This is a genomic window from Acuticoccus sp. I52.16.1 (genome assembly GCF_022865125.1).
Lineage (GTDB): Bacteria > Pseudomonadota > Alphaproteobacteria > Rhizobiales > Amorphaceae > Acuticoccus.
Genome location: NZ_CP094828.1, coordinates 2,111,819 through 2,132,176, shown reverse-complemented (window position 1 = coordinate 2,132,176; position 20,358 = coordinate 2,111,819). Strand labels below are relative to the sequence as shown.

23 protein-coding genes are annotated in these 20,358 nt (G+C 68.2%); 9 read left to right on the top strand and 14 right to left on the bottom strand.

The genetic code is table 11. The features are described 5' to 3' along the window. Positions 1-4 precede the first annotated feature (4 nt). Positions 5-685, top strand: coding sequence for an LON peptidase substrate-binding domain-containing protein (locus tag MRB58_RS09580; RefSeq protein WP_244781488.1), 681 nt, complete (start codon positions 5-7; stop codon positions 683-685). A 73-nt stretch (positions 686-758) separates the two neighbouring features. Beyond that, a complete protein-coding gene (locus tag MRB58_RS09575) occupies positions 759-941 on the top strand; it encodes a Trm112 family protein (protein WP_244781487.1) in 183 nt (60 codons plus the stop codon). Between the two features lie 106 nt (positions 942-1,047). Here the strand turns inward: MRB58_RS09575 and MRB58_RS09570 are convergent, their stop codons facing one another. The 4 genes from MRB58_RS09570 to pheS all read right to left on the bottom strand — a co-directional run bounded on the left by MRB58_RS09570 (position 1,048) and on the right by pheS (position 5,562). Continuing rightward, the gene (locus MRB58_RS09570; RefSeq protein ID WP_244781486.1) at positions 1,048-1,338 is read right to left on the bottom strand and encodes a YggT family protein; all 291 of its coding nucleotides are present in this window, start codon (positions 1,336-1,338) and stop codon (positions 1,048-1,050) included. A gap of 136 nt (positions 1,339-1,474) precedes the next feature. Next, positions 1,475-3,874, bottom strand: a complete 2,400-nt coding sequence (pheT, locus tag MRB58_RS09565; protein WP_244781485.1) for a phenylalanine--tRNA ligase subunit beta — start codon at positions 3,872-3,874, stop codon at positions 1,475-1,477. Positions 3,875-3,910: 36 nt separating this feature from the next. Then, positions 3,911-4,501: a DUF922 domain-containing protein gene (locus MRB58_RS09560; RefSeq protein WP_244781484.1), complete on the bottom strand. Its 591-nt coding sequence runs from the start codon at positions 4,499-4,501 to the stop codon at positions 3,911-3,913. After that, the gene (gene pheS, locus MRB58_RS09555; RefSeq protein WP_371747287.1) at positions 4,498-5,562 is read right to left on the bottom strand and encodes a phenylalanine--tRNA ligase subunit alpha; all 1,065 of its coding nucleotides are present in this window, start codon (positions 5,560-5,562) and stop codon (positions 4,498-4,500) included. The genes MRB58_RS09560 and pheS overlap by 4 nt, the downstream gene beginning before the upstream one ends. 258 nt (positions 5,563-5,820) lie before the next feature. Here pheS and MRB58_RS09550 point away from each other — a divergent pair, with 258 nt between their 5' ends. Both MRB58_RS09550 and MRB58_RS09545 read left to right on the top strand, forming a co-directional pair. After that, a complete protein-coding gene (locus tag MRB58_RS09550; RefSeq protein WP_244781482.1) occupies positions 5,821-6,477 on the top strand; it encodes a sterol desaturase family protein in 657 nt (218 codons plus the stop codon). 4 nt (positions 6,478-6,481) lie between these two features. Further along, positions 6,482-7,162: an SDR family NAD(P)-dependent oxidoreductase gene (locus MRB58_RS09545; RefSeq protein WP_244781944.1), complete on the top strand. Its 681-nt coding sequence runs from the start codon at positions 6,482-6,484 to the stop codon at positions 7,160-7,162. A 78-nt stretch (positions 7,163-7,240) separates the two neighbouring features. Here MRB58_RS09545 and rplT read toward each other — a convergent pair whose 3' ends face one another. The 6 genes from rplT to MRB58_RS09515 all read right to left on the bottom strand — a co-directional run bounded on the left by rplT (position 7,241) and on the right by MRB58_RS09515 (position 11,394). Then, positions 7,241-7,627, bottom strand: coding sequence for a 50S ribosomal protein L20 (rplT, locus tag MRB58_RS09540; RefSeq protein ID WP_244781481.1), 387 nt, complete (start codon positions 7,625-7,627; stop codon positions 7,241-7,243). Positions 7,628-7,631: 4 nt separating this feature from the next. Then, positions 7,632-7,838, bottom strand: a complete 207-nt coding sequence (rpmI, locus tag MRB58_RS09535; RefSeq protein ID WP_244781480.1) for a 50S ribosomal protein L35 — start codon at positions 7,836-7,838, stop codon at positions 7,632-7,634. A gap of 181 nt (positions 7,839-8,019) precedes the next feature. Further along, a complete protein-coding gene (locus MRB58_RS09530) occupies positions 8,020-8,493 on the bottom strand; it encodes a hypothetical protein (RefSeq protein WP_244781479.1) in 474 nt (157 codons plus the stop codon). Next, positions 8,494-9,702 carry a 23S rRNA (adenine(2503)-C(2))-methyltransferase RlmN gene (gene rlmN, locus MRB58_RS09525; protein ID WP_244781478.1) on the bottom strand — a complete coding sequence of 403 codons (1,209 nt, stop codon included), beginning with the start codon at positions 9,700-9,702 and terminating at the stop codon, positions 8,494-8,496. Further along, the gene (locus tag MRB58_RS09520) at positions 9,703-10,200 is read right to left on the bottom strand and encodes an invasion associated locus B family protein (RefSeq protein ID WP_244781477.1); all 498 of its coding nucleotides are present in this window, start codon (positions 10,198-10,200) and stop codon (positions 9,703-9,705) included. 309 nt (positions 10,201-10,509) lie between these two features. Further along, positions 10,510-11,394 (bottom strand): LysR family transcriptional regulator, encoded by an 885-nt coding sequence (locus MRB58_RS09515; protein WP_244781476.1) that lies wholly within the window; start codon positions 11,392-11,394, stop codon positions 10,510-10,512. A 103-nt stretch (positions 11,395-11,497) separates the two neighbouring features. Here MRB58_RS09515 and MRB58_RS09510 point away from each other — a divergent pair, with 103 nt between their 5' ends. Next, on the top strand, positions 11,498-11,713 hold the full coding sequence (locus MRB58_RS09510) for a DUF1127 domain-containing protein (RefSeq protein WP_244781475.1): 216 nt from the start codon (positions 11,498-11,500) through the stop codon (positions 11,711-11,713). 133 nt (positions 11,714-11,846) lie between these two features. Here the strand turns inward: MRB58_RS09510 and MRB58_RS09505 are convergent, their stop codons facing one another. The 3 genes from MRB58_RS09505 to ispG all read right to left on the bottom strand — a co-directional run bounded on the left by MRB58_RS09505 (position 11,847) and on the right by ispG (position 13,861). Continuing rightward, complete coding sequence (locus MRB58_RS09505) at positions 11,847-12,230, bottom strand: YkvA family protein (protein WP_244781474.1); 384 nt, start codon at positions 12,228-12,230, stop codon at positions 11,847-11,849. Then, a complete protein-coding gene (locus MRB58_RS09500; protein ID WP_244781473.1) occupies positions 12,227-12,514 on the bottom strand; it encodes a 4a-hydroxytetrahydrobiopterin dehydratase in 288 nt (95 codons plus the stop codon). Before MRB58_RS09500 ends, MRB58_RS09505 begins: the two co-directional genes overlap by 4 nt. Positions 12,515-12,613: 99 nt before the next feature. Beyond that, positions 12,614-13,861: a flavodoxin-dependent (E)-4-hydroxy-3-methylbut-2-enyl-diphosphate synthase gene (gene ispG, locus MRB58_RS09495; RefSeq protein WP_244781472.1), complete on the bottom strand. Its 1,248-nt coding sequence runs from the start codon at positions 13,859-13,861 to the stop codon at positions 12,614-12,616. A gap of 301 nt (positions 13,862-14,162) precedes the next feature. Between ispG and MRB58_RS09490 the strand changes: the two genes are divergently transcribed. The 4 genes from MRB58_RS09490 (at position 14,163) to MRB58_RS09475 (ending at position 18,942) form a co-directional block, all read left to right on the top strand. Next, on the top strand, positions 14,163-14,939 hold the full coding sequence (locus MRB58_RS09490) for a 3-hydroxybutyrate dehydrogenase (protein WP_244781471.1): 777 nt from the start codon (positions 14,163-14,165) through the stop codon (positions 14,937-14,939). A gap of 19 nt (positions 14,940-14,958) precedes the next feature. Then, on the top strand, positions 14,959-15,897 hold the full coding sequence (locus MRB58_RS09485) for an endonuclease/exonuclease/phosphatase family protein (RefSeq protein WP_244781470.1): 939 nt from the start codon (positions 14,959-14,961) through the stop codon (positions 15,895-15,897). Positions 15,898-15,940: 43 nt separating this feature from the next. Continuing rightward, positions 15,941-16,954, top strand: a complete 1,014-nt coding sequence (locus MRB58_RS09480) for a patatin-like phospholipase family protein (protein ID WP_244781469.1) — start codon at positions 15,941-15,943, stop codon at positions 16,952-16,954. Between the two features lie 161 nt (positions 16,955-17,115). Continuing rightward, positions 17,116-18,942: a monovalent cation:proton antiporter-2 (CPA2) family protein gene (locus tag MRB58_RS09475; RefSeq protein WP_244781468.1), complete on the top strand. Its 1,827-nt coding sequence runs from the start codon at positions 17,116-17,118 to the stop codon at positions 18,940-18,942. A 58-nt stretch (positions 18,943-19,000) separates the two neighbouring features. On the opposite strand, the gene MRB58_RS09470 is transcribed toward MRB58_RS09475, so the two are convergent. After that, a complete protein-coding gene (locus MRB58_RS09470) occupies positions 19,001-20,341 on the bottom strand; it encodes an HlyD family type I secretion periplasmic adaptor subunit (protein WP_244781467.1) in 1,341 nt (446 codons plus the stop codon). Positions 20,342-20,358: the final 17 nt, after the last annotated feature.

Below are 20,358 nucleotides of genomic sequence, written 5' to 3'. Positions count from 1 at the left end.
GATCATGCGCATCGGTAATGCGCTCTACGAGACCGTCGACGAGATTCCGTCCATCGTGCCGGTGTTTCCGTTATCCGGCGCCCTGCTCCTCCCACGCGCCCACTTGCCGCTCAACATCTTCGAGCCGCGCTACGTCAAGATGATCGACGACGTGATGGCGGGCGACCGCGTCATCGGCATGGTGCAGCCGCGCTTCGGCGCCGACGCCGATGACGAGAGCGTCGAGGAGCCGGCGCTGTGTCAGGTCGGGGCGCTCGGCCGCATCGTCTCCTACCAGGAGTCCGGGGACGGGCGGTATCTGATCCAGCTCGGCGGCGTGTGCCGGTTCACGGTCCTGGAGGAGCTGCCGACCCCGCTCCCATACCGCAAGTGCCGCATTTCCGCCGAGCGCTTCAAGTCCGATCTCCTGACCGACGCCTGCGAGGCGGACGTCGATCGCGACGCGTTGATTCGCGCCTTCCAGTCCTATCTCGACGCCAACGACCTCGAGGCCGACTGGAAGTCCGTGCGTTCGGCCTCCAACGAGGCGCTGGTCAACACGCTGGCGATGATGAGCCCCTACGGCCCGGCCGAGAAGCAGGCGTTGCTGGAGGCGCCCGATCTCGCCGCCCGCGCCGCGACGCTGGTCGCCATCACAGAGATGGAAGTGGCCCGCCAATCCGGCGACGAACCCGTACTGAACTGACGGACGCCCGAACCGAACGCGCGTCCGGTCCGCACGTTGAAGAGGCGCGGTGCGCCTCGCTTTGAGGAACACGATGGTTGAGGAACACAAGATCGACCCGAAGCTCCTGGAGCTGCTGGTCTGCCCGGTCACGAAGTCGACGCTGCGCTACGACGCGGCGGCGAACGAGCTGATCTCCGACAAGGCCAAGCTCGCCTACCCGATCCGCGACGGCATCCCCATCATGATTCCGGACGAAGCCCGCAGCACCGAATAGCCCGCGGACGCGGGGACGCCGCCGCGCCATTCGGCGGCGCGCGAACGGCACGGGATGCCCGCCGGCGGGCATCCGGGCGAGGGTCGACCCCCGCCCTCCGCGTCGCTCAGTAGGCGAGGGTGCCGAAGTTGTTGACGATGATGAGCTGCAGGAAATAGAGGCCCAGCAGGAGGACGATCGGCGACAGGTCGATCCCTCCGAGGTCCGGCAGGATGCGGCGGATGGGGCGCAGCGCGGGCTCGGTCAGGCGGTAGAGCGTGCGACCGATGGTCTCGACGATCTGGTTGCGCGGGTTGACCACGTTGAAGGCGTACAGCCACGAGAAGATCGCGGACGCGATCACGATCCACTGATAGATCTGAATGACTTTGAGGATGAGGGTGAGAAGGGAGGCCATGGTCCGCCTTTGTCTGTGTCCGCCGCGGAACAGGTAAAGGTCGCAGCCGTCCGCCGCAAGCGAGGCGCGCCCGCGCACACCGTGTGCCCCAATGTTCGGGTCAGGCTGGGAGCCGGCGGGGCCGGCCCCCCGTCGCTCAGGCGCGCAGGGTCGCGCCCGTCGCCTTCGTCACCGCGGCGATGATGTCGGCCGAGACCTTGTCGATGTCGTCGTCCGTCAGCGTGCGGTCCTTCGGTTGCAGCACCGCCTCGACCGCGACCGACTTCTGCCCGTCCGGCACGCCCACCCCACGGTAGACGTCGAACACCGCGACGTCGGACACGAGGTCCTTGCGGGCGCTGCGCGCGGCGCGGGTGATCGCCCGCGCGTCGATGTCCTCCGGGACCACGAACGCGAAGTCGCGCCGGACCGGCATCAGCTGCGAGGCCGAGTAGTTCGGCTTCTTCGTCGCCTTGCGGCGCGGTTCGGGCACCTTCTCCATCGTCAGCTCGAAGGCGACCAGGCGCTCGGGGGCGTCCATCGCCGCCAGCACCGCCGGGTGCAGCTCACCAAAGTGGCCCAGGATGTTGGAGCCCAGGCGCAGGGTCCCGGAGCGTCCTGGATGATAGTGCGGCGGCGCGTCGCGGGTGATCTCGGCCCGATCGGCCGGCCCGCCGATCGCGGTCAGGGCGGCCATGATGTCGGACTTGGCGTCGAACACGTCGGCCGTCTCGTCGCCGTCCCAGTGGCGGCCGAGCGTCGCCGGCGTGTTGCGGCCCTGGCGCACGCCCGCGGCCTGCGTCGTCTGGTCGGCGGGCTCGTCGCCGGCGAACACCTGACCCACCTCGAAGAGGGCGAGGTCCGGATGGCCGCGATTGACGTTGCGCGTGACCGCCCGCACCAGCCCGGCCAGCAGGCTCGGCCGCATGTCCGACAGCGCCTCGGCGATCGGGTTGGCGAGTTGCAGCGAGGATTGCCCGCCGCCGAACGCCAACGCGTCCTCGTGGCTGACGAAGGACCATGTGACGGCCTCCGTCATCCCCTGCGAGGCGAGCGCGCGACGCACGGTCGCGATCCGCTGCTGCAGCGTGGTCAGCACCTTCGGCGCCACCGGGTCGACGCGCACCAGCGGCATCGGCGCTACATCGTCGATGCCGACGATGCGGACGATCTCCTCGACGAGGTCCGCCTTGCCCTCGACGTCGGCCCGCCAGCTCGGCGTCCTGACCGTCCATGTCCCTTCGGCGCGTGTGACCGCGAAGCCCAGACGCTCGAGTACCTCGGCCTGCTTCTCCTCGTCGACGTCGAGGCCGGAGAGGCGCGCGACCTCGGTCGCCGGAAACGCGATCGTCCGCGCCGTGTCGGGCACCGCACCGGCGAGCTGCACCGGCCCGGCGGTCCCGCCGCACAGGTCGAGGATCAGCCGCGTCGCATAGTCGAGGCCGGGGAGGGTGAACTCCGCGTCGACGCCGCGCTCGAAGCGGTGCCGCGCATCGGAGTGGATGCCCAGCGTCCGGCCCGTGCGGGCGATGTTGATCGGATCCCACAGGGCCGATTCCACCAGCACGCGCGTCGTCGTCTCGGAGGAGCCGGAGGCCTCGCCGCCCATGATGCCGCCCAGCGATTCGACGCCGTTGTCGTCCGCGATCACCACCATCTCGGGCGACAGGGTGTAGGTCCGCGTGTCGAGCGCCTCGAACCGCTCGCCGTCCTGGGCGCGGCGCACGACGAGATCGCCGGCCACCTTATCCGCGTCGAAGACGTGCAGCGGGCGGCCGACGTCGTAGGTGAGGTAGTTGGTGACGTCGACCAGCGCGTTGATCGGGCGCAGACCGATCGACACCAGCCGCCGCTGCATCCAGTCGGGCGAGGGACCGTTGCTGACACCCTCGATCAGCCGCAGGGCGAACGCGGGGCAGAGGTCGTCGGCCGCGATTGTCACGGTCGGCGCAGGGCTGCCGTCGGCGGCGAAGGGGGCCACCTCCAGCGACTTCAGCGTGCCGAGGCCGGCAGCGGCGAGATCGCGCGCGATCCCCCGGATGCCGAGACAGTCCGCGCGGTTCGGCGTCACGCCGATCTCGATCACCGGGTCGCCGACGTCGGCCCACTCCACGTAGGGCGTGCCGACGGGGGCGTCCTGCGGCAGGTCGACGATGCCGTCGTGGTCCTCCGACAGGCCCATCTCGCGCTCGGACAGCATCATGCCGCGGCTCTCGACCCCGCGGATGGAGCCGATGGACAGGTCCACGCCGGTGCCGGGGATGTGGGTCCCCGGCGCGGCGAAGACGCCCACCAGCCCGGCGCGCGCGTTCGGCGCGCCGCACACCACCTGCACGGCGGACCCGTCGCCCGGGTCCACGGTGAGGACGCGCAGGCGGTCCGCGTTGGGATGCTGCTTGGCGTCGACCACACGGGCGATGCGGAACGGAGCGAGGGCGGCGGCGCGGTCTTCCACGCCCTCGACCTCGAGGCCGATCGCCGTCAGTTGATCAACGATGGTGTCGATGGACGCATCCGTCTCCAGATGGTCCTTCAACCAGGACAATGTAAACTTCATGGATCGCGGGTCTCGCGAGCTTTCTGAGCGAGGGACTTAGCTGCCGGCAGTGTACCCGTACCGACGCAGGTAGCGCTGGAAGCGGGGAGCGTCCGTTCTATCGAACTCTTCCTGCTCCGCAACGTGTGAGGCTGCGATTGGCCTTATAGTGGCTGCCATTTGTGCATCCAATGCCTCACAAGTAGGCGCGGAGGCATTTTTATAAGCAGTCTCTAAAATGCGCGCATATTTCTGACTGATCTTTATGTGCCCGGCTTCGTGGATCACCGCGTATTGCGAGATCACATCCCACTTGGCTCTGAGGTCGGGCGACGCCCGGTCTCGCTGGCGCCACTCCGGGAGGATGACGTCGGAGCGGATGCCGACGCGGCCGTTGCGGCTATAGCGGCAACGCCCGCCCGCCTCAACCGGCTCGAAGTTGTGCAGGAACGTCGTCTCCACCGCGGCGAAGGCGCGCCCCTGGGTTCCCGGAACCGTCGGCCCGTGGACGCTCAGCGAGCGCTCCAGCGAGGACAGCGAGTTGCCGGACACCTTGTAGGTCGAAATCCGGACATCCGTCGGCGGTGTCGAGCAACCGACGAGCGTTACGGCCGATGCGATGGCGACAGCGGCCGCAAGTCGTTTCACCTAGAGAGGCCTCCGGCGAGAGATGGACGGTCGAGCGGCTGGAACCCGTAATGGGTGAGCCACCGCGCGTCGCCCTCAAATAGGTCGCGAAGGTCGGGCATGCCATACTTCAACATGGCGATACGATCGATGCCCATGCCCCAAGCAAAGCCCTGGTAAACGTCCGGATCGAGCCCGCAATTGGCCAGAACGTTGGGGTGGACCATGCCGGACCCCAAAATCTCCAGCCAGTCGTCGCCGACGCCGAGCTCGATGCCGTCGGCCGACCGGCGGCAACGAATATCGACTTCGTATGACGGCTCGGTGAACGGGAAGTAGGACGGACGGAAGCGCATCGCCGCGTCCTCGACCTCGAAGAAGGCGCGGCAGAACTCCGTCAGCACCCATTTCAGGTGACCGACGTGGCTCTCCTTGTCGACCACGAGGCCCTCGACCTGGTGGAACATCGGCGTGTGCGTCTGGTCCGAATCGCAGCGGTAGGTGCGGCCGGGGGCGATGATCCGGATCGGCGGCTTCTGCTTCAGCATGGTGCGGATCTGCACCGGGCTCGTATGCGTGCGCAGCAGGCGCCGCGTCCCGTCCGGCCGCTGCGGCAGGAAGAAGGTGTCGTGCATGTCCCGCGCGGGGTGACCCTCGGGGAAATTCAGCTTGGTGAAGTTGAGATCGTCGGTCTCGATGTCCGGCCCCTCGGCGACGCGGAAGCCGAGGTCGGCGAAGATCGCCGAAAGCTCCTCCCACACCTGGCTGATGGGGTGGATGCGGCCGCGGGCCAGCCCGGTCGGCCGCGGGTCGAGCGTGACGTCCAGCCGCTCCTCGACCAGCTGGCGCTCCAGCGCGGCGGTCTTCAAAGCCTCGCGGCGGGCGCCGATCGCCTCGGTGATCGCCTGCTTCAGGCCGTTGAGGGCCGGGCCCATCACCTTGCGCTCGTCCGGGCTCATCGCGCCCAGCGTCTTCATCCGCTCCGAGACGCTGCCCTTCTTGCCGAGCGCGGCGACCCGGACCTCGTCCAATGACGCCTCGTCCCTCGCCGCGGCAATCTCGGCCTCGATCGAGGCCTGCATCTCACTCAGATTGTCAGGGCTGATGACGGCATTCATCGGTCAGGCGATCCTTGGGTTGCAGTCAGACTAGCAAACGACGGCGAATGTTGAACTGTCGAGGATGGCGGACGGCAGCATTGTCTTGTAAACGTTGCCGTACTGCATCACGATTTTCACAAAGCTCCGCGTAGGGCAACCCTGACCGTCGTCGTACGACTGTTGCGCCGGAGGCGTATCGCAGGCAAAAGACGACTGTTCGGATCCAATTTGGGGATCGCCATGACCGACGCCACGCAGACCCAAGCCGCATCGGACAGTGCGCCGAAGCCGATCGTCGGCCAGATGTCACCCGTCGCGATGATCCGCGCCGAGGGGCTGACCGCCGTCTTTTGCGGCGTGATGGGCCTCACCATCCTCTACCTCGGCACCGCGCTTGCCTTGGGCATCGACCCGCTGATCATGGTCGGGCTGTTCGCCGTCGGCGTCTTCTATTGGACGTTCCTCGAATATCTGCTTCATCGCTTCGTGCTGCACTGGGAGCCGGAGCGGCCGGTGCTCAAGGCGATCCGCAAGATCTTCCCGGGCCACAGGGCCCACCATAACAAGCCGTCGCGTTTCCGCGAGGACGGCATCCACATGCTCAAGTTCTTCACCTGGCCGTCGCTCTTCGGGGTGGTCTTCTTCTGGCCGGTGTTCGGCTCGCTGCCGCTGAGCCTGACGTTCACGGCCGGCATCCAGATCGGCTACCTGCTCTACGAATTCACCCATTCGGCCTGCCATTTCATGCCGATGAAGTGGTTCTATGCGGCGCATTTGAAGCGGCACCACGCGATCCACCACCACCGCGACGAAACGGTGAACTACGGCGTGACGACCTCCATCTGGGACACCCTATTCCGCACCACGTGGAAGGGCCGCCGCGCCGCCGCGGCCTGATCGCCTGCCGGGCGACGGGAACGACCGCGCACTGATCGTCGGCGCCAGCGGCGGCATCGGCGCCGCCCTCGCGGCCGCCTTCGCCGCGCGGGGCGCCGCCGTCCACGGCCTCTCCCGCTCCGGCGACGGCCTCGACGTCGCCGACGAGGCGAGCGTCGCGCGCCATCTCGGCACGCTGCACGGCCCCTTCGCGCACATCCTGATCGCCACCGGCGCGCTCGTCATCGACGGGTCCGAGCCGGAAAAGACCATCCGCGCGCTGACGCCGGACGCGATGCGCCGGCAGTTCGAGGTCAACGCCATCGGGCCGGCGATGGTGCTGAAGCACGCGCTGCGGCTGGTCCCGCGTGACGGGCGGGCGGTGGTCGGCGTGCTGTCGGCCCGCGTCGGCTCCATCGGCGACAACGCGCTCGGCGGCTGGTACAGCTACCGCACCGCCAAGGCCGCGGTGAACCAGGTCGTGCGCACGGCGGCGATCGAACTGCGGCGCACGCGCCCCGAGGCGATCCTGGTCGCGTTGCACCCCGGCACCGTCGCCACCGGTTTCACCGCCGCCTATGCCGACCGCTACCCGACCGCCGCGCCCGCTCAGGCCGCCGCCGATCTATTGTCGGTGCTGGACGGTCTGTCCCCCGCCGACACCGGGTCCTTCTTCGACTGGCGGGGCGAGCGGGTGCCGTGGTGATCCGGTCCCGAAACGCAAAAAGCCGGCCCGAAGGACCGGCTTCCGTCGCGTCTCGCGCCCGGAGGCGCGGTATCGGCCTTACGCCGCGGCGGGCGTGCCCTGCTGCTCGGCCGGGAGCGCGGCGCGGGCCTGCTCGACGATGGCGTTGAACGCCGCCGGCTCGTTCATCGCGAGGTCGGCGAGGACCTTGCGGTCGATGTCGATGCCGGCCTTGTTCAGCCCGTCGATCAGGCGGGCGTAGGTGAGGCCCTGCGGACGGACCGCCGCGTTGATGCGCTGGATCCAGAGCGCGCGGAAATTGCGCTTCTTCTGCTTGCGGTCGCGATAGGCGTACTGGTTCGCCTTCTCGACCGCCTGCTTGGCGACGCGGATCGTGTTCTTACGACGACCGTAGTAGCCCTTGGCCTGCTTCAGGACCTTCTTGTGCTTGGCGTGCGCGGTGACGCCGCGTTTGACGTGTGCCATCGACTCAGCCCCTCGCGTACGGCAGGAAGGATTTCTTGACGACCTTGGTGTCGGCCTTCGACAGCGTGGTCGTGCCACGAGCCTGACGAATGAACTTGGTCGACCGCTTGATCATCCCGTGCCGCTTGCCGGTCTGGGCGACGAGAACCTTGCCCGTTCCGGTGATCTTGAAGCGCTTTTTGGCGCCCGACTTGGTTTTCATCTTGGGCATTTTCAACTCCGTGTAGCGGCCGCCGCGGCATGCCCCCAAACGCTCAAAGCGAACGTCAGCTCGGCAATCTTTGCCGAGCGTGGCCGGGCGACCTTTTCGGTAGAGCGCGCGATATAGACGCTCGCGGGCGAATACGCAACCGTCCGCGCGCGGTATCGTGCCGATGGCGGTGATGCGGCCGTCAGCGCCAGCGGCGCTCCTCGAACCAGGGCAGTTCCAGCCACTGGCCGGCCGTGCGCCCGGCGATGGCCCAGTAGGCGAGACCGCCGAGCGCACCGCAGGCGATGGAGAGTTGCGCGGCGGCTGTGTCCATCGGCGGGGCCTCGCCCGCCATCGTCGCGCCCAGCGGGACGGCGCGGATGAGGCCGACCGCCGCGCCCGCCAGCATCGAGGCGAGCACGCTGCGCAGCTTGAACCCCTCCATCATGGTCGCGGCGATGATCGCCGGCCAGAAGGACGAGACGATCGCCCCCAGCGTCATCGACAGGACGACGACGCCCAGGTGGATGATCTGCGGCCATGTCGATCCGGACAGCGTCGCCGGGTCGATGCCGAAGAGCACGAGTGTCGCGACCGTCGACGCCGCGAGGCATGCGGTCGGGATCGCCAGCGATATCATGATGATCTGTGCGGTGAGGCCCCAGATCGCGAACATCTAGACCGCCTCGGCCCGTCGCTCGCGCGCCGACATCTTCTGCGACTGGGACTTCAGCTGCCCGCACGCGGCGAAGATGTCCTGCCCGCGCGGCGTCCGCACCGGTGAGGCGTAGCCCGCGCGGTTGACGATGTCGGCGAACGCCTCGATCTGGTCCCAGTCGGAGCACTCGTAGGGTGCGCCGGGCCAGGAGTTGAACGGGATGAGGTTGATCTTGGCCGGAATGCCGCGGATCAGCTCCACCAGCGCCCGCGCGTCGACGAGACTGTCGTTCACGCCCTTCAGCATCACGTACTCGAAGGTGATGCGCCGGGCGTTGGAGAGGCCCGGATAGTTGCGGCACGCGTCCATCAGCTGGGCGATCGGGTACTTGCGGTTGATCGGCACCAGCACGTCGCGGACCTCGTCGCGCACCGCGTGCAGCGAGATCGCCAGCAGGACGTTCATCTCGGCGCCGACGCGCTCGATCGTCGGCACCACGCCGGAGGTCGACAAGGTGATGCGCCGGCGCGAGAGCGACAGCCCATCCCCGTCCGACACCACCGCCATGGCGGCCTTCACGTTGTCGAAGTTGTAGAGCGGCTCGCCCATGCCCATGAGCACGACGTTCGACACCATCCGCCCCTCTGACGGCCCGTTGGCGGCACGTTCGGCCCCCACGAGGTCGCCCAGGCGGCGCCGCGCGAACACCACCTGCTCGACGATCTCGCCGGCGGTGAGGTTGCGCACCATGCGCTGCGTGCCGGTATGGCAGAAAGTGCAGTTCAGCGTGCAGCCCACTTGGCTGGAGACGCACAAGGTGCCGCGGCTCTCCTCGGGGATGTAGACCGTTTCCACCTCGACCGGGCGGCCCGCGCCCTTGGCCGGGAAGCGCAGCAGCCACTTGCGGGTACCGTCGACGGAGATCTGCTCGTCGACCATCTCGGCGCTGCCGACCGGCAGGCGCTCGGCCAGGGCCTGGCGCACCGGCGCGGCCACGTTGGTCATGTCGGCGAGATCCTCGACCCCGCGGACGTAGAGCCAGTGCCACAGCTGCGCCGTGCGCATCGCGATCTGGTGCGGCGGCACGCCGATGGCGGCGAGATGCGTCGCCAGCTCGTCTCGCGAGGCGCCGATCAGCTGCGGCTCGCCCTCCACCTCGAGCGTGCGCACGTCGGGCGTGATCGCCTGCGGTGCGGTGCGCCGTTTGAGGAGAGCGAGATTGGCCATTCAGCTATTGCAACCCGTGGAAATGCGGTTCGAGCCGGCGGTCACGCCGGACAGCGAGAAGGTGTAGGTGGTCTCGGTTCCGCGAGCGGACTGGCCCTTGACCGTCATCCGGGTGCCGGCGCGCATCGCCGCCACCAGCTGGGCTTCGTCGGCCGGAGATTCAACCCAGGCGCCGTCGTCCTTGGTGAAAAGCGAGAACGCCTGCCCGTCGATGTCGACCGTGACGGTCGAGTCGGGGGCGAAGGGGTAGCCGACGAGGACGCTCGCCTCGTTGGTGACGTCGTCCGCGGGACGGCTCGTCAGGAAGAAGAAGACGTCGCCGTGGTTGCGGTTGCTCGGCGCCAGGGTCTTCGGCTTCGACAGCAGGTAGCAGGTCACCTTACCGTTGGCCTCGTAGCGGTAGGCCTCCCAGTCACTGTACTGCTGCAAGAGCTGCGGTACCTGCGCACTGGCGGATAAGGGGAAAAGGATGAGGATGAGGGCTGCGATCGACCGCATTCGGGAAAGTCCTTGTCCTTGGTCCGTCGAGGCACGCTTCACCCATTTCAGGTGTCGCGCGCCGGGGTCAAGTCCCGCATCATGACCGGTTTGTCATGATCCCACGATCTTGACCGTGGAGCGGGGGTCACACTCAAGCACTCTAACCGGCACCATTGAAGAGAGCCTGAACGAGGCGCTCGTCTCGGCATGCGTCGGTGTCGTGCCTTTGAGGTACGGCGGGCGGCTTGCACGGAGCTGGTGCGAGGCTTCCCTCGCGCCGCGCCCGCGCTGTCGTCGACCCGCACGAACCCCTTGTGACTGCGGGCCTTACTCCGCGGCGGCCGGTACGTCCAGCGGCGCCGATGCCGCCCACATGTTGCGGATGACCTCCGCGAGCTTGTGGGCCAGTCCCGCATTCGGCCCATCCGACACGTACATGGCGATGTAAGTGGTCGGCAACGGGGGCAGCTGGCCGCCATGGTCGATCTGCGCCAGCTGCGGCGGGAGGGTGTCCTCGATCCCGGCGTGGACCGCGAAGTCGGCCGCGACCGTCGCCTCCACCGTGCGGATCGACAGCGATTCCACCGCCATCACCCACGGGATGTGCGCCGCGTCCAGCGCACGCTGCACCCAGGGGCGGAAGATGCAGCCGTTCTCGAACGCCAGCGGCAGCGGACGCTGGCGGTAGGCCTGCCCGCCCGGCGCGCCGATCCACACCAGCGGCCCGGCCTGAAGCACCTCCGACCCCTGGTCCGGCGCCAGCTCGGTGGTGAGGATGACGTCGACCTCGCCGCGCGCGAACTGGTCCTTCAGGACGCTGGTGTAGGACGACTGGAGCTGCACGCGCACGCGCGGATAGGTGCGCGCGAATAGCCGCAGCACCTGCGGAATGTGCGGGTAGACGACGTCGTGCGGAGCGCCGAGCGTCAAGTCGCCCTGGTAGGACGGCTCGGTCAGGCGGGCGAGCGCCTCGTCGTTCAGCTCAAGCATACGCCGGGCGTAGGAGGCGAGCTGCTCGCCCGCCGCGGTCGGCGTCATGCCCTTGCGCGCGCGGTCGAGCAGGATGTGGCCGAGCCCGTCCTCCAGGCGCTTCAACTGCATCGAGACGGCGGACTGCGTCAGATTCAGTCGCTTGGCCGCCCGCGTCACCCCACCGTGCTCGACGATTGCGAGGAAACTTCGCAGTGCCGCCAAATCCAAGGTCCGCATCATAACATCAAATCCCGTGATCGAAACGATCAGGACGTTTCGTTTTACTTATAGTCCGAAGCATCGCAAATCAACGGCGCAACGGCTGGTACAAGGAGGACGGCCAGTGGAACACGTTCTGTCGCATCTCACCCTTCCGACGACAGGTTGGATCAAGCGCACCCGTATCGTCGGTCTCTGGCTCGACGTCTGGACCGAGCGCCGCCACCTCGAGCGTCTCGACGCGCGCATGCTCGCCGACATCGGACTGACGGACGTGGAGGCTCGTACCGAGAGCAAACGCCGAGCGTGGGACGTACCGCCGCAACGCATGGGCTGGTAGTCCGCCAGCGCGCGGCAGCCCAGCCTGACGAGGCGGCCTTGCCCCGGCCTCGCCCCGCGGCGCCGTACCGCAGCCGGCGTCGACGGCGCCCGGCCGATCAAACTTCCGCGAGCCGGCCGCCCGGCTCGCCTTCCTAGTCTTCCAGCGCCTTCTTCGCGCGTTCGCGGTGCCGGTCGGTGATGTGGCTGGCGACCATCGCGATCGCGCCCATCAGCACCGTCACGTCGTCGCTGAAGCCGACACCCAGCAGCATGTCCGGGATCGCGTCGATCGGGCTGACGAAGTAGGCGAGGGCGCCCAGCAGCGTCGCCCGCACCCGGAACGGCACGTCCGGGTCCATGGCGCAATAGTACGCGGCCACCAGGTCGCGGGTGAACGGCACCTGCCGCGCCGCCTTGCGCAAGGTCGGCCAGAACCTGCGGCGGACCTTGGCCTCGTCCTTCTCGAACGCCTGCCCAGTGTTCGCCCCGCGGGCGTCGGGGCCCAGGATCTCGCCGATGCGCACGTCCTCGCTCATGCCGCTCCTCCCGCCGCGCGGTCGATCGCCCGCGCCAGCTTCGCGTCACGTTCGGTGAGGCCACCCGCGTCGTGGCTCGTCAGGCGGATGTCGACCCGGTTGTAGACGTTCGACCATTCCGGATGGTGGTCCATCTTCTCGGCCGACAACGCGACCCGCGCCATGAAGCCGAACGCTTCGTTGAAGTTGCGGAACTTCACCGTGCGCAGGATCGCCTTGCCGCCGTCCTCGAGCCGCCACTCCGGCAGGCCGGAAAGATCGACCGTCCCTCTATCCAACGCCATGACCGCTCCCCTCGGATCGGCGCACCGGAGCGCGCGCCACCTGATAGAAATAGGTCAGCGCCGGCGAAGGTTCACGGGGGGGGGGCGCCGTCGCGGCGCTCAGCTCTCGGCGTAGCGCTTGGCGACGTAGTCCTCGACGATCGCCTTGAACTCGGCGGCGATGTCGGCGCCGCGCAGGGTCATCGCCTTCTCGCCGTCGATGAAGACGGGGGCGGAGGGGGTCTCGCCCGTGCCCGGCAGCGAGATGCCGATATCGGCGTGCTTGGACTCGCCCGGCCCGTTGACGATGCAGCCCATCACCGCGACTTTCAGCCGCTCGACGCCGGGATAGGCCTGCTTCCACACCGGCATCTGCGTGCCGATGTAGCCCTGAATGTCCTTGGCCAGCTCCTGGAACACGGTGGAGGTCGTGCGGCCGCAGCCGGGGCAGGCCGAGACGACCGGCAGGAAGGCGCGGAAGCCCATCGTCTGCAGGAGTTCCTGCGCGACCTTCACCTCCAGCGTACGGTCGCCGCCGGGCTCGGGTGTGAGCGAGATGCGGATCGTGTCGCCGATCCCCTCCTGGAGGAGGATGCCGAGCGCCGCCGACGACGCGACGATGCCTTTCGAGCCCATGCCCGCCTCGGTCAGCCCCAGATGCAGCGCATATTCGCAGCGCGCGGCGAGGTCGCGGTAGACCGCGATCAGTTCCTGCACGTCCGACACTTTGGCGGAGATGAGGATCTTGTCCGCCCCGAGGCCCAGCTCGACCGCACGGTCGGCCGAGGAGATGCCGGACCGCACCATCGCCTCGCGCAGAACCGCCGCGGCGGAGACGGGCGTGGCGGAGGCCTTGTTGACGTCCATCAACTGGGTCAGGAGGTCCTGGTCGAGCGAGCCCCAGTTCACGCCGATCCGCACCGGCTTGTCGTAGCGGCAGGCCATCTCGACGATCGAGGCGAACTGCGTGTCGCGCTTGGCCTTGAAGCCGACGTTGCCGGGGTTGATGCGATATTTCGCCAGCGCTTCGGCGCAGCCAGGATGGTCGGCCAGGAGCTTGTGGCCGATATAGTGGAAGTCGCCCACCAGCGGCACGGTCACGCCGCGCGCGGCCAGCAGGTCGCGGATCTTCGGCACCGCCGCGGCCGACTCGTCGCGGTCGACGGTGATGCGCACCAGCTCCGAGCCCGCAGCCGCCAGCGCGGCCACCTGGTCGACGGTGGCGGCGATGTCGGCCGTGTCTGTGTTGGTCATGGACTGGACGACGATGGGCGCGTCCCCGCCCACGGTGACGCCGCCGACGTCCACCGGGATGGATCGCCGCCGCTCCCGCGGTCCCGAAGCGACGATGGGGCTGACGATGTTCATGAAGGCCTCTCCGTCCACTGGGCGGGATATACGGCGTCGCACCGGGCGGGGCAAACGGGGGCCGGCCGCCCCGCGGCATCCCGCCCCCCGAAGATGACGTCCGCGTCACCCTCCGCCGATTACGTCACAAGTTTATGAAGCCTTATGCATGAAGAGGATCCGGTCGCTTTTTGACTTGTGCAGTGCAGCGCAGACGCTAATTCTGATGGGAACCCGCAGGCGACCGCAGCGCACCCGTCGGGCGCACCCGCCGACGCCGCCTCGATCCAGAACGCGCCCCGACCGGGCGAAGGAGTCCTCCATGCTCAAGGGTAAGTCCGCCGTCATCACCGGTTCGACGTCGGGGATCGGCCTCGCCTACGCCAAGGCGCTCGCCGACGAAGGCGTCAACGTGATGATCAACGGCTTCGGCGACGCGGCCGAGATCGAGACCGAGCGCAAGGGTCTCGAGGCCAAGGGCGTCAAGGCGCTCTACAGCGCCGCCGACATGACGAAGCCCGCCGAGATCGCCGACATGATTGCCACCGCCAAGGCGGAGCTCGGCTCGGTCGACATCCTGATCAACAACGCCGGCATCCAGCACGTCGCCGGCATCGCCGAATTCCCGGACGCGAAGTGGGACGCGATCATCGCGATCAACCTCTCCAGCGCCTTTCACACCTGCAAGCACGCCGTGCCGCTGATGCGCGAGGCCGGCTGGGGCCGCATCGTCAACACCGCCTCGGCGCACGCCCTCGTCGCCTCGCCGGGCAAGGTGGCCTACGTCTCGGCCAAGCACGGCATCGCCGGACTGACCAAGACCGTCGCCCTCGAGGTGGCCGAGGAGAACATCACCGTCAACGCCATCTGCCCCGGCTACGTGTGGACCCCGCTGGTCGAGAAGCAGATCCCCGACACGGCCAAGACCCGCGGCATCACCGAAGAGCAGGTCAAGCACGACGTGCTGCTCGCCGCCCAGCCGACCAAGAAGTTCGTCACGGTCGAGCAGGTCGCCTCGCTCGCCGTCTACCTCTGCGGCGACGGCGCGGCCTCGATCACCGGCACGCTGCTGTCGATGGACGGCGGGTGGACGGCCTGACCCCATCGACCGACATTCGATGACGGTCCTCGCGACTCTCTGGCGATGGGGCTGGAGCCTCATCGTCCTTGTCGGCGGTCTGGCGATCATCCTCGGCTACTTCGGATCGCAGCACCCCGCGCTCGACAGCCTGGCCCACTTCCGTGCCCATCTCGTGGTGCTGGTGGGGGTGGCGGCACTGGTGCGGCTCGTCTCGGGGCGGGGCGCCGGCCGGTGGCTGGCGCTCGTGGTGCTGGGGCTGTGCATCTATTCGGGTGCCGGCGCCGCCCACTACATGCTGCCGGACACGTCGATCCGCCTCACCGCCGGCAAGACCTATACGCTGCTGCAATTCAACGCGGCGCAGAACTGGCAGCGCGCCAGCACCCTCCTGACCGACCTCAAGCCTGACTTCGCCGCCCTGCAGGAGACCCCGATGCCGCAGGGGCGCCGGCTCGTCGAGCTGATGGAGGTCTATCCCCACGTCGCCACCTGTAGCGGCCGGAGCCGCTGGGCCGATACGGTGCTCCTCTCCAAGTACCCGTTCAGCGGCGAGCCCATCTGCGGCAACTCGTCCGCCTTCGTGCGCGCCACGGTGATCCTCGAGAACAAGGCGCTGACGCTCGCCTCGCATCACCTCAGCTGGCCGTGGCCCTACGGCCAGAGTGAGGATATCTCGCTGAACGTCGGCTCGCTGCGGGCGATCACGGGCTCGCGCATCATCGCGGGGGACTTCAACGCCGCGCCGTGGAGCCTCGCCGTCCGCCGCACCGCCTCGCTGACGCAGACCGTGCCGACCACGGGCATCGGTCCGACATGGCTGCTGCGCGGTGTCGAACTTGCATACCGACCCTACGTGGGGTTGCCGATAGACAACATTCTGACCGCGGGCGTCGCCATCGCACAGGTCCAGCGGCTCGACGATGCGGGCTCGGACCACCTTCCCGTGCTGATGCGCTTCGCCTTCGAGGATTACTAGGACGCCCGGACCCTCGCGGCCGGCGTGCCTCGGGGACCATTCGATGGGACGTAAGAAGATCAATCTGGCTCTGCAGGGCGGAGGCGCGCACGGCGCCTTCACGTGGGGTGTCCTGCGCACCCTGCTCGAGAGCGACAAGGTGGACATCCACGGCGTCACCGGCACCTCCGCCGGGGCGATGAACGCCGCGGTGATGGTCTCGGGCTACGTCAAGGGCGGCGAGACCGCGGCGGTTGCCGCGCTGGATAGCTTCTGGCGGGACGTGTCCGACGCGGCGCGCTTCTCGCCCTTCCAGCGCACGCTGATGGATCGCGTGTTCGGCAACTGGAGCCTCGACTCCTCGCCCACCTACCTCGCCTTCGACCTCGCCTCGCGGTTCATCTCGCCGGCGCTCGCCAACCCGCTCGACATCAACCCGCTGCGGCCGATCATCGAGGCCTATGTCGACCTCGACGCGGTCGCTGCCTGCCACGACATCCGCCTCTTCGTCGCCGCGACCAACGTGCGCACCGGCAAGGCGCGCATATTCGGGCCGCAGGAGGTCACGGTGGACGCGCTGCTCGCCTCGGCGTGCGTGCCGGAACTCTTCACCCCGGTCTTCATCGACGGGACGCCCTACTGGGACGGCGGCTTCATGGGCAATCCGCCGCTCTACCCCCTGTTCTACAACACCGACGTCGCCGACACCGTCATCGTCCAGATCAATCCGATCGAGCGCAGCGACACACCCGTCACGGCGCGGGACATCGTCAACCGCGTCAACGAGATCACCTTCAACTCCTCGCTGCTCAAGGAGCTGCGCGCGGTCCACTTCGTCCAGCGGCTGATCTCCGAGGGCAAGCTCGACGAGGAGGAGTACATGCGCGTGCGCATCCACCGCATCGCCAGCGCGGAGCTCATCCCGCTGTCGTCCTCGTCCAAGCTCAACGGGGAGTGGTCGTTCCTGCGCCACCTCAACGACATCGGCCAGCGGGCGGCCAGCGCGTTCCTCGACGCCCACTATGCCGACATCGGCGTGCGCGACACGATCGACGTCGCGCAGGAGATCGCCTCCTGATCGCGGCCTGCGCGCCCTGATCGCAAGGCACGACAACTTCAGATAAGCTACCCGCGCTCGACGCGCCGCCACCCGCCGCGCCGCCTGCGACCCGACCACCGATCCATCCCCCTGAGCGCCGCGGTCCCGCCCGCGGACGCCCGATACGACGAGGGTGACAGATGAACGGCGACCACACGCCGGCCTACCTGACCGTGCTCATCTTCCTGGGTGCCGCGGTCCTCTTCGTGCCGATCGCCAAGCGCCTCGGGCTCGGATCCGTGCTGGGCTACCTGTTCGCCGGCGTGCTGCTCGGCCCGTCGGTGATCGGCGTCACGCGTCAGCCGGAGCAGATCGTCGAGTTCGCGGAACTGGGCGTCGTCTTCCTGCTCTTCTTGATCGGGCTGGAGCTGAACCCGCACCGGTTGTGGGCGATGCGGCGGGACATCTTCGGCCTCGGCCTGTTGCAAGTGGTGCTGTGCGCGGGACTGATCATGACCTACCCGCTGTTGATCGGCATATCGTGGCGCACCGCGCTCGTCGCCGGCCTCGGCCTCGCCATGTCCTCCACCGCTCTCGTCATGCAGCTGATCGACGAGCGCGGCGCGATCCGTCTGCCCTACGGCCAGAAGTCGTTCGCCATCCTCCTCATGCAGGACCTCGCGATCGTGCCGCTGCTGATCGTGGTGGCGCTGCTGGCACCGGGACCGTCGATGGAGGGGGAGCAGGTCGCCTTCTCGATCGTCACGGCGCTCTCCGCGGTCGCGGTGATCATCCTCATCGGCCACTATCTGCTGTCGCCGATGTTCCGCATCCTGGCGCGGCTCGGCGGCACCGAGATCATGACCGCGGCGGCGCTCCTCGTCGTTCTCGCCTCGGCGACGGCGATGATGTCGGTCGGCCTCTCGATGGCGATGGGCGCCTTCCTCGCCGGCGTGCTCCTCGCCGAGAGCAACTACCGTCACGAGCTGCAGGCCGACATCGAGCCCTTCCGCGGCCTGCTGCTGGGCCTCTTCTTCCTCGCCGTCGGCATGACGATCGACCTCGACCTGGTGCTGGAGCGCTGGCAGACGATCCTCGGCGGGCTGGTCAGCATGATCGTCTTCAAGGCGGGGATGATCTACGTCCTGGTGCGCGTCTTCGGCGGCGATCATCCGACGGCGACGAAGACCGGGCTGCTGCTGTCGCAAGGCGGCGAGTTCGGCTTCGTGCTCTACACGGCGGCGGAGCGGCGCGGGTTGATCTCGGCCGAGGACGCCAGCCTCTTGATCGCCGTGGTGACGATCTCGATGGTGACGACGCCGTTCCTCATCCGCTTCCTGTCGCCGCTCCTCATCCGCAAGAAGCCGGCCGCGACGATGAACGAGACCTTCGACGATGCGGAGGGGGACGTCCTCATCATCGGCTTCGGCCGCTTCGGGCAGCTGGTGTCGCAGATGTTCCTCGCCGGCGGCTATCGCCCCATCATCCTCGATCATGACGCCGACCGCGTGACGGAGGCGCGCCGCTTCGGCAGCCGCGTGTTCTACGGCGAGGGCTCGCGGCTCGACGTCCTGCGATCGGTGGGGGCGGACCGGTGCCGGCTCATCGCGGTGTGCACGTCGCCGCCCGACCGGACCAATGCGATCGTGGCGCTGCTGCGGTCGCAGTATCCCGAGGCGAAGATCTATGTGCGGGCCTTCGACCGCCGCCATGCCCTGACGCTGTTCGACGCGGGCGTGGACTACCAGCGCCGCGAAACCATCGACGCGGCGATCCGGTTCGGCCGCGACGCGTTGGTGGGGCTGGGGATGGAGCCGAACCTCGCCAGCGAGACCGAGGCGCAGGTGCGCCGCCAGGACGAGGAGCGGCTGGAGTTCCAGCGCCTGGAGGGCCTCGTCGAGGGGCACCGCAAGTGGGCGGAGGTGACGCCGGAGCCCTACACCCGCCTCGCGCCCGGCGACGAGGGCGAGGCCCCGCTGCGCGCCGCCCCGGACGCCGACGCCAAAAGCAAGGAAGCGGCCGAGTAGGCACCCGGCCGCTTCCTTCGATCGTCAGGCGCCAGCGAGGCCCGGAGGGGGCCGCCGGTCAGCTCTCGCGCCAGGCGCGGCGGATCTGCTGCGTCAGCGGCTTGGTCAGATATTCGACCACGGTCTGCCCGCCGGTGGAGATGTAGATCTCGGCCGGCATGCCGGGCATCAGCACCAGGTCCTCCGGCAGCCGGTCCAGCTCGCCCTCCTGCAGGGAGATGCGCACGGCGTAGAACGTCGTGTTCAGCACTTCGTCGAAGCTCGCCTCGGCGGCCACGAACGATACCTCGCCTTTCAGCTGCGGGGTGGTCTTGTAGTCGAACGCGGAGAGAATGACCGTCGCCTCCTGGCCGATGGCGACCTTGTCGACATCGGTCGTGGCGATGCGCGATTCGATCACCAGCTTGTCGGCCTGCGGGACGATCTGCATGATCGTCTGCGCCGGCTGCACCACGCCGCCGACCGTATGCACCTCCAGCTCGAACACCGTGCCGTCGGCCGGCGAGCGGATGTCCATCCGCTTGAGCTGGAAGTCGGCGGCGATGCGCCGCTCCTTCAGGTTGGCGAGCTCCGGTTCCAGCTCGGTGATCTCGGAGAAGGTCTTCTCGCGCCGGTCGGTGGTGAGCTGCAGCACTTCGAGCTCGGTCTCGTTGATCTTGCCCTCGGCGATGGCGATCTGGCTCACCAGCTCGCCGCGCTCGCCCTCCAGCCGCGTCCGGTTGCGCCGCAGATTGACGATCTTGTCACGCGTCGTGCGGCCGCGATCGTAGAGCCCGCCCAGAACTTCGAGTTCCTCGTCGATCAGGGTGATCTCGTCTTCCTTCGCCTTCTGCTGCGCTCGCAGGCCCTCGATCTGCTGCTCGAGCTGCTTGGTGCGCTCGTTCAGCCGGTCGGTCTGCCCGGCGATCGTGTCCTTGCGGGCCTGGAAGACCTTGTGCTCGGAGGCCATCGCGCGCTTCACCAGCGGCTCGTTCATGCGCTGGGCCAGCTCTTCGGGCGCGGGGATGGTCTCGGAGTCGTCACGCTCGGCCTGAAGACGGGCGAGGCGCGCCTCCATGGCGACGATCTGCCCGTCGACCAGAGCGCGGTTGGCGGCGACCAGCGTCTCGTCGAGCCGCAGCAGCAGCTGGCCGGCCTCCACACGGTCGCCGTCGGCCACGTTGATCTCGCCGACGATGCCGCCGTCCGGGTGCTGCACCTGCTTGACGTTGCTGGCGACGACCACGGTGCCGCCGGCGATGACGGCGGAGGCGAGTTTGGCCGTCGCCGCCCAGCCACCGAAGCCGAACAGCAGCGCGAAACAGGCCACGGTGCCACCGATCACATACGAGCGGATCGAGGAGGAGAACTTGGGCTTCGCCGTGGAAGCCGTCGTCCCTTTTTTGACGGGAAGCGCCATCGGACTGGATCCCTTCG